The organism is Mesorhizobium sp. M0244 (assembly GCF_040321795.1).
In the GTDB taxonomy this organism is placed as follows: Bacteria; Pseudomonadota; Alphaproteobacteria; order Rhizobiales; family Rhizobiaceae; genus Mesorhizobium.
This window is the reverse complement of record NZ_JAMYSE010000003.1, coordinates 229,369-236,096: the sequence shown is the minus strand read 5'-3', so window position 1 is coordinate 236,096 and position 6,728 is coordinate 229,369. Positions and strand designations below refer to the sequence as shown.

Here is a 6,728-nt window from a genome sequence, read left to right as displayed (position 1 = left end):
CGCACAGCTCATACCTCAGCCACGTGAGCCATCATGAAGGTGCTGGTCAAAGGGGCGGGCGTCGCCGGCCTCACCGCCGCCTTCGAGTTCGCCGCACGCGGCGTGGCGGTGACCGTTGCCGAGATAAGGCCTGCCCTTGGGGGCAATGCGTCGTGGTTCGCCGGTGGCATGTTGGCGCCATGGTGCGAGCGTGAAAGCGCCGAGCAGCCGGTGCTGGATCTCGGATGCGACGCCGCCGACTGGTGGGACGCCGCAACGCCGGGCCAGGTGACGCGGGCCGGAACACTGGTCGTGGCCGCGCCGCGCGATGCGGGCGAGCTCGACCGGTTCGCCAGCCGCACGACGGGCTATCGGCGCGTCGAGGAAGATGAAATTGCCTTGCTGGAGCCCGACTTAGCCGGCCGCTTCCGCCGCGGATTGCTCTTCCCCGATGAGGGCCATCTCGATCCGCGCCAGGCGATGGCAGCACTTCGTGACAAGCTCGCGGCCATGGGTGTCGAATTCTACTTCGGCGCCAACGCCCAGCATGTTTTTGGTTTCGATCGTCAGATCGACTGTACGGGAATGGCGGCGCAAAATGACTGGCTGCGCGGCGTTCGCGGCGAAATGCTCACCCTGCGTATCTCTGATATCTCGCTGTCGCGCCCCGTCAGGCTGCTGCATCCGCGCTTTCCACTCTATGCAGTGCCGCGCACCGACCACCGTTTCATGATTGGTGCGACGATGATTGAAAGCCAGTCCGTCGGACCGGTTACGGCGCGTTCGATGATGGAACTGCTGGGTACCGCCTATGCCCTCCACCCGGCCTTTGGCGAGGCCGAGATCGTTGAAACCGGTGTCGGCGTCCGCCCAGCCTTTCCCGACAATTTGCCGCGCGTCGAAACCAAGGGTGAAATCATCGCGATCAACGGGCTCTATCGTCACGGTTTTCTCCTGGCTCCCGCCATGGCGCGCCAGGCTGCCGACCTGGTTTTCACTCAAAGACAGAACCAAGGAGCTTGCTCATGAAACTGATGGTCAACGGCGAAGCGCATGAGGTTGCCGCCACAACGCTGGAGGCGCTGCTTGCCGCGCTTGACTATGAGGGCGATTGGCTGGCGACGGCCGTCAACAATGACCTCGTGCACAAAGCCAACCGGGCGGAATTCCAGTTGAACGACGGCGACCGGATTGAAATCCTCTCGCCCATGCAGGGCGGCTAGGCCATGATCGAGCTTTATGGAGCCGAGCTTCCGTCGCGCCTGCTTCTTGGCACGGCTCAATATCCTTCGCCGGCCATCCTTGCCTATGCAGTCAGGGCTTCGGGCACGGCGGTGGTGACCGTCTCGTTGCGCCGTGAAATGGCAGGCGGCAGGGCTGGCGAAGAATTCTGGTCGTTGATCCGCTCGCTTGGTGTCAGAATCCTGCCCAACACTGCTGGCTGCCACTCCGTCAAGGAAGCGGTCACGACCGCACAAATGGCGCGCGAAGTCTTCGGTACGAACTGGGTCAAGCTCGAAGTGATCGGCAACCATGACACGCTGCAGCCGGATGTTTTCGGGCTGGTCGAGGCCGCCCGCATCCTGTGCGAGGACGGGTTTGCGGTATTCCCCTATACCACAGATGACCTTGTCGTCGCCGAGCGGCTGCTGGAGGCGGGCTGCAAGGTCTTGATGCCCTGGTGCGCGCCGATCGGGTCCGCCCTCGGGCCGATCAACATTCCGGCGCTGCGCTCGATGCGCGCACATTTCCCAGGCGTTCCGCTGATCGTGGATGCGGGGCTCGGACGGCCGTCGCACGCGGCAACCGTCATGGAGCTCGGCTTTGACGCCGTACTCCTGAACACCGCGGTCGCCAAGGCGGCCGATCCGGTCGGCATGGCGCGTGCGTTCGGCAAGGCGGTCGAGGCCAGTCGTGAAGCTTTCAGCTCGGGGATGCTCGAACCGCGCGACGTCGCCGTGCCGTCGACGCCGACAATTGGCAGGGGGGTTTTTTCATGAAGCTCGATCCCTTCTACCTGATTGTCGACAGCACCGCCTGGATCGAACGGCTGGTGCCGCTTGGCGTCAAGCTGGTTCAGTTGCGCATCAAGGATAGGGACGAGGTCACGCTGCGGACGGAAATCCGCCGCGCGAACGGCGTCTGCGCGGTCCATGGTTGCCAACTGATCGTCAACGACTATTGGCGCACGGCAATCGAGGAAGGCTGCGACTTCGTCCATCTCGGCCAGGAGGATTTGGCTGCGGCCGACCTGCTGGCGATTAAGTACGCCGGATTGAAGCTCGGGCTTTCCACGCACGATCATATCGAACTGGAAACGGCCATCGCTGCCGAGCCCGACTATATCGCGCTCGGCCCCATCTATCCCACCATCCTGAAGCAGATGAAATGGGCGCCGCAAGGGCTCGAGCGGATCAGCGAGTGGAAGCATCGGGTGGCGCCGATCCCATTGGTCGCCATTGGCGGCCTCACCCCTGACCGGCTCGATGGTATCTTCGCGGCTGGTGCGGACAGCGCGGCGGTGGTCACCGACATCACGTTGAATGCCGATCCCGAAGCGCGCACGCGAGAATGGATCGAAAAGACAAAGCCATGGCGCTGAGGCGAGAACCGCATGTGCTCGTGGTCGGCGGATCAGACTCCAGCGGTGGGGCCGGAATTGCACGCGATATCGAAACGATCTCTTCGATTGGCGTGCGCACCTGCCTGGCTGTCACAGCGCTGACGGTGCAGACGCACGAAGCCGTGATGGAAATCCATCCTTCGCAGCCCGATCTTGTGGCCAATCAAATGCGCGCCGCGCTGCAGGCCAACACGGTGGCGGCAATCAAGATCGGCATGCTTGCAACGGCCGAGATCGTCGTAGCCGTCGCGGCTGTGCTCCGCGAAAATCCACAGGTGCCGGCAGTACTCGACCCGGTGCTGGCCTCGACGTCAGGCCGGGCGCTGCTGGACGCAAGGGCCATCGCCGCCATGAAACGCGACCTGATGCCCCTTTGCCGCCTCGTCACACCCAATCTCATCGAGCTGGCGCTTCTTGTTGGCTTAGAGCCAGCAGTGGATGAAGACGGCGCAGTGTGGCGAGGCCAGGAATTGCTGGTGGCCGGGATGCAGGCCCTGCTGATCAAGGGCGGCCACGCGGCGGGACCCCGATCGACCGATATTCTGTTGCGCTTGGATCAAGAACCAATCCGCTTTGACATGCCGCGCCTTGCCGTATCGATACGCGGGACGGGCTGCATGCTGGCCAGCGCGATTGCAGCGCATCTGGCAAAGGCGAGATCACTTGAAGGCAGCGTGCGCGAAGGCAAGCTGTTTGTTTTCGAGAAGCTGCAGAAGGCAGCAAGCGCATTCGCAAACACCTGCACAACGATTCGTGGTTCACTGAATTGATACAGGGAACGAGCCCCAAGGGCCGGATCAGGAGAAGAATATGCGCGTCGGCTGCCCCAAGGAAATCAAGAACCATGAATACCGCGTCGGTCTGACGCCGGGCTCGGTCCGCGAATATGTCGCGCATGGCCATGAGGTGCTGGTCGAAACCGGCGCCGGTTCCGGCATCGGCGCCGGCGACAACGCCTACCGCGCCGCCGGCGCCACCATTGCCAAGACGGCCGCCGATGTGTTCGCAAAGTCGGACATGATCGTCAAGGTCAAGGAGCCGCAGCCCAATGAATGGACGCAGCGTCGCCAACATGCCCGGACCGTGCCGGTGGCCTCGGCCCACGCGCTCAATAATGCGACGCTGCATTATGGCCTGCAGCTCGCCGACAAGGGCCTCAAGGCGCTGGTAGACGACCACCATCTGCGCAACGGGCTGAACGTCCACAGGGGCAAGATCACCAATCGTGCCGTCGCCGAGGCGCTCGGCTACGAATTGGTCGAGCCGAAGGCGGTTCTCGCGGCCTGATTCCAGTTACAACCGTTTCCTCCCGTCTCGCCCGCCGGTTCGTTCCGGCGGGTTTTTTTCTTGGCCAGACTGTCTCCCCTCCCGTTTCCACCAACGTCCGCGGTGAAGCTTCATGCGCGAGACGCCGGTCGCCGATGAAGCTGATCGCGTTCTCACCAGACCGGCCTGACGAACTCCCTCCAGCCCCTCCCCGAGGCACAAGCTTTGGCGTCTCTGGCTGGTCGGTGCAATCGATCCCCTATCCGATCGTTACTGAGGAACAGGAGAACCTGCCCCACCGACGGGTCAGATTCTGCCGCATTATTTGTGTCCAGTCGTACAGGCGCCATCTTCATCTCGACCGCCTAATGATCACAGTTGAACTGTCACTGTGATACCAGCATGCGCGGTCCTATGCGGCAATGCCTTCACGGCCGTCACGATCTGCAAGCTCGGGTCGGTCGGCGAGCCGGTGCCAGCTCTGTCGTCAACAGCCCCCAAGCATCGGCTCGACACGGTCCAGGCATAAAGCTTCGGGATGAAGCTTTGGTGCGTCTATGTCCAGGCGGGTTCGTCGCAAGACGGACGGTCGTTCGCAAGCCGCTATGCCGAGGCGATATTCACGGCACATCAGACACTCGGCAACGCGCAGGAATTTTATGCTGATATCAAGGCGCGCGTGAAGGCGGTTGGCCACAACCCCGACCACGTCAAGGTGTTGCCCGGCATCAGTCCCTTCATCGGTTCAACCGAGGCTGAAGCCCGCGCACTGCATGACGAGTTCAACGAGCTGACGCAGCCGGAATATTCTCTCGATCAGCTACGCCGCATCGTGGACGCCGACCTTTCCAGCTACCATCTGGATGGGCCATTTCCGCGCGAGCTCATCAGTGTCGAGGGCGAGCGCGGTGCGAGCAGCCGCTTCCACGTCGTACTCGACATCATCGAGCGCGAGAATCCGACCATCCGCCAGTTGCTCCACCGTCTCGCCGGCGCGCGCGGGCATTGGGTCCAGGCCGGGACGCCCGACCAGATCGCCGACAAGATCCAGGAATGGTTCGACAACGGTGCCGCGGATGGCTTCAATGTCATGCCGCCTTATCTCCAGGGCGGGTTCGACGTCTTCGCCGACGAGGTGGTGCCGATCTTGCGAAGGCGCGGACTTTTCCGGCACGACTATGAGGGGGCAACGCTAAGAGACCATTTCGGTCTGCCGCGTCCGGAAAATTCATTCAGTGTGCCGCAAAAGGCGACCGCTTGAGCTACTTTGGTGCCGGTCATCCAATTTTAGAGGGATTCGACAACCCGCCGCAGGGATGGGAGGCCTGGTTCCGCCCTGATTACCGCCCACAGATTTCAGCCAGTTCGCAAAGGCGACCTTTTACATTCGGTGGTGTTTTGCCGGGTTGCCTTGTCTGCCTCGTATTTTAGCGGAAATTAAATTTCGAGTGTTTCGGCTTGCCGCAAATTAGGATCTCGGCGGCATAACTCCGCATGACTTTTGGGGTGCTGGCAGGAAGACTGATGCGGGGGCGTGGGTGGATCAAGGCGTTGCGTCAGGACGATGTTCGCCAGGTGCGTGCGCACATTGTTGAACTCGAGCGCAACCTCATGGCGACCACAGCTCAGGGACGCCATCGACGTTTCGAAGCCGGAAATGAACTTCGTATTGCGAAATCCCGCCTGGATCGTCTCGAGGAATGCATCGCCGGAATGGCGGAGAAATCTCGGCGTTAGCGGAAGCTCGCCGGTCCAAGTTGCCGCACGGTCCGGCCGGACTGTGCGTCGGCGCTAAAGTCAAAGGGCCGACCGTCTGACGCCGCTCTGTCGGGAGCACCTTTAAAGCTGCGCTGGGCGGCAGCCGCGCAGGGCGCATGAGACTGCCTGGAACACCCCGCAAGTGAGGTCCGTAGCATCGGCCGATCAGATCGCAAAAGACAAACCGCCATTCGTAGAAGACGGCGGATTCACCGTGCCGTTTTGCGGGTGCAGTGAACCGTCTGGCCCGTCGTATCGAAACGCGGCTCGAAGGCGATCAGAGCGAATCCGGCTTTGAAGCTTTGGTGAGGTCCTTGGCTTCATAGCGATCGGACTTGTCTCGATCTTAGGATGTTTAGCTCAAGCCGATGCAGACTGCCTAACCCGATGCTGCAGAAATCCGCTCTTGGCGAGGAATGCGCCTTCGGCCGATCGCCTGCTGCGCGACAGGGTAACCTTCGAATCTGGGTGGCCGGTCAGGACCTCGAAGGCCAGCCGATCGCGCTCGAGCCGGGGCCGGTCCACCAACTCGCGCTCCTTGAGTACATGCTCGGGCAGGAGCGGGTCCACATTGTTGCCATGCGGCCAGCTTCTGCTCGAAAGCCCGAGCAGACGCATATGCTTGCGTGGCGCGCCCCGTGCCCCCATCGCTCAATATCGCGCGCGCCCAGCGAAGCGCTTCAACCACCTCCGCGCGTAGATCGGCGCAAAACTCACAGATCAGCTGTTCGGGCCGCTGCAGGGGTTTGTCAGGATATCACTAGGAAACCAGCTCCGGTCGCGCGTGCCTGGCGCGTCCCTCGTGATTTCGACGCCGAGGCGAGGGCTTCGATGAGGGGCCGCCAGAGCGGGTCGACGGAAACAAGACGGTGGAGATGGAGAGGGCCGACGACAATGCGCGCAGATCGTTGCGCGCAAGCGCCGATCGCGCAGATCCACGGTAACAGTCCTCAAGCGCGCCGCGGTATCGTCGCGGATGAATCCGATCTCGTCCGCGATTCTTTTCACGATCTCCTGCGTTTGAGCAGAGACTCGGCCCTTTCCGTGAGCGCATAGGAAACAGCCGCCGTCGAAAGGCCGGCGGCCTTCGCGATGTCCTTGA

At 62.2% G+C, this 6,728-nt stretch carries 8 protein-coding genes and 1 pseudogene; 8 read left to right on the top strand and 1 reads right to left on the bottom strand.

Translation table 11 applies throughout. The features are described from left to right. The first annotated feature begins 33 nt into the window (after window positions 1-33). From thiO to NKJ08_RS04710, 8 genes and pseudogenes are all read left to right on the top strand, one after another. Window positions 34-1,008 carry a glycine oxidase ThiO gene (gene thiO / locus NKJ08_RS04745; RefSeq protein ID WP_502906317.1) on the top strand — a complete coding sequence of 325 codons (975 nt, stop codon included), beginning with the start codon at window positions 34-36 and terminating at the stop codon, window positions 1,006-1,008. Further along, window positions 1,005-1,202: a sulfur carrier protein ThiS gene (gene thiS, locus NKJ08_RS04740; RefSeq protein ID WP_031253541.1), complete on the top strand. Its 198-nt coding sequence runs from the start codon at window positions 1,005-1,007 to the stop codon at window positions 1,200-1,202. The genes thiO and thiS overlap by 4 nt, the downstream gene beginning before the upstream one ends. A gap of 3 nt (window positions 1,203-1,205) precedes the next feature. Beyond that, the gene (locus tag NKJ08_RS04735) at window positions 1,206-1,979 is read left to right on the top strand and encodes a thiazole synthase (RefSeq protein ID WP_352781496.1); all 774 of its coding nucleotides are present in this window, start codon (window positions 1,206-1,208) and stop codon (window positions 1,977-1,979) included. Continuing rightward, window positions 1,976-2,581, top strand: a complete 606-nt coding sequence (locus tag NKJ08_RS04730; RefSeq protein WP_352781495.1) for a thiamine phosphate synthase — start codon at window positions 1,976-1,978, stop codon at window positions 2,579-2,581. Before NKJ08_RS04735 ends, NKJ08_RS04730 begins: the two co-directional genes overlap by 4 nt. Beyond that, entirely contained in the window at window positions 2,572-3,372 is an 801-nt protein-coding gene (locus NKJ08_RS04725) for a hydroxymethylpyrimidine/phosphomethylpyrimidine kinase (protein ID WP_352781502.1), read from the top strand. The genes NKJ08_RS04730 and NKJ08_RS04725 overlap by 10 nt, the downstream gene beginning before the upstream one ends. A gap of 40 nt (window positions 3,373-3,412) precedes the next feature. Beyond that, entirely contained in the window at window positions 3,413-3,889 is a 477-nt protein-coding gene (locus tag NKJ08_RS04720) for a hypothetical protein (RefSeq protein ID WP_352781494.1), read from the top strand. Window positions 3,890-4,421: 532 nt separating this feature from the next. After that, window positions 4,422-5,129 (top strand): annotated as a pseudogene (locus NKJ08_RS04715) (LLM class flavin-dependent oxidoreductase); the annotation flags it as partial. A gap of 233 nt (window positions 5,130-5,362) precedes the next feature. Beyond that, on the top strand, window positions 5,363-5,605 hold the full coding sequence (locus tag NKJ08_RS04710) for a hypothetical protein (RefSeq protein WP_352781493.1): 243 nt from the start codon (window positions 5,363-5,365) through the stop codon (window positions 5,603-5,605). Between the two features lie 381 nt (window positions 5,606-5,986). On the opposite strand, the gene NKJ08_RS04705 is transcribed toward NKJ08_RS04710, so the two are convergent. Further along, on the bottom strand, window positions 5,987-6,244 hold the full coding sequence (locus NKJ08_RS04705) for a hypothetical protein (RefSeq protein WP_352781492.1): 258 nt from the start codon (window positions 6,242-6,244) through the stop codon (window positions 5,987-5,989). Window positions 6,245-6,728 lie beyond the last annotated feature (484 nt).

Coding starts and splice junctions, on each gene's coding strand:
- NKJ08_RS04710 (WP_352781493.1), top strand. CDS start 5,363: ATGACTTTTGGGGTGCTGGCAGGAAGACTGATGCGGGGGCGTGGGTGG.
- NKJ08_RS04735 (WP_352781496.1), top strand. CDS start 1,206: ATGATCGAGCTTTATGGAGCCGAGCTTCCGTCGCGCCTGCTTCTTGGC.
- thiO (WP_502906317.1), top strand. CDS start 34: ATGAAGGTGCTGGTCAAAGGGGCGGGCGTCGCCGGCCTCACCGCCGCC.
- NKJ08_RS04725 (WP_352781502.1), top strand. CDS start 2,572: ATGGCGCTGAGGCGAGAACCGCATGTGCTCGTGGTCGGCGGATCAGAC.
- NKJ08_RS04720 (WP_352781494.1), top strand. CDS start 3,413: ATGCGCGTCGGCTGCCCCAAGGAAATCAAGAACCATGAATACCGCGTC.
- thiS (WP_031253541.1), top strand. CDS start 1,005: ATGAAACTGATGGTCAACGGCGAAGCGCATGAGGTTGCCGCCACAACG.
- NKJ08_RS04705 (WP_352781492.1), bottom strand. CDS start 6,244: ATGCGTCTGCTCGGGCTTTCGAGCAGAAGCTGGCCGCATGGCAACAAT.
- NKJ08_RS04730 (WP_352781495.1), top strand. CDS start 1,976: ATGAAGCTCGATCCCTTCTACCTGATTGTCGACAGCACCGCCTGGATC.